This is a genomic window from Microbulbifer sp. TYP-18 (assembly GCF_040932045.1).
Lineage (GTDB): Bacteria > Pseudomonadota > Gammaproteobacteria > Pseudomonadales > Cellvibrionaceae > Microbulbifer.
The window spans coordinates 1-973 of record NZ_JBFRBC010000090.1; the positions used below are offsets into that span (position 1 = coordinate 1).

The 973-nt window shown below is 48.8% G+C and carries 1 protein-coding gene; it reads right to left on the reverse strand.

Features of this window, described 5'->3' with window-relative positions:
- A partial coding sequence (locus ABVT36_RS19070) for an IS630 family transposase (protein ID WP_368457978.1) occupies positions 1-973 on the reverse strand: 973 nt, incomplete at both ends.

Sequence of the window (973 nt, forward strand, 5' to 3'; positions counted from 1 at the left end):
GATGCCTGAAGTAGGACGCTACCCGGGCTGGCATCTTCTGTAGTTTCCTCATATGCGATAATGCTTTTCCCTTTAGCTGTTCTTTTGACCGTGCCGGTTTTCCGCTATGCACTCCGGCCTTCAGATCGCAATTCAGATATTCATCCGGATTCAGTTCTGGAGAGTAGGATGGCAGATAAAATACTTCGATCTTGTCTTCATTCTCTCTTAGCCAGGATTTGACTACCCGGGCATGGTGAACCCGGAGATTGTCTAGAATCAGGAATACTTTTCGCTTTGAAGATTTTATCAGGCGCTTGAAGAATTCTATCAAACGATCGGCATTCATAGTGCCATCATAAATCTGAAAGCGAACCAATCCCTGATTGGTAATAGCGGAAATCATGTTCACTGATGCTCGTTTTGCATTTAGGTGTACGACAGGGGTTTTTCCGCGAGGGGCGTAGCCTCGCTCGTGTTGGCAATCGCTCCGGATTCCCGTCTCGTCACCCCAATAAATCTCTGCATTTTCCTTCTTTGCCCGATTTTTGATTTCCGGGTAGTCTTCTTCCAGCCATTGCTTTACCGCTGCGGGCCTTTGCTCGTAGGCGCGCTTGGCTGGCTTTTGTGGAGTAAAACCCCAGCGCTTTAAGTAGCTGCCTACCGTGCGGATCGCCAGCTTTACTCCGCATTCCCTCTCAATCAGATCCATTACCGCTTTGCGAGTCCATAAGGCATAATCCAGCTTGATCTGATCTGGTTGCCTATTGATGATGAGCTTCTTTATTTTTGATTCCTGCTCCCTCGTCAAGCAGCGCCCTATGCCTTTGTTATGCCCCCGTTTTTTGGCGGCAAGCGCTTTCATACCGCCAGCCTCATAGGCCCTGATCCAGTTACGAACCGCCTTATCCGATACGTCCAGCGTGTCTGCTACTTCGATGACACGCATTCCATTTTTCCAAAGCTTGATAGCTGTGCGGCGCTTTTCTTCTTG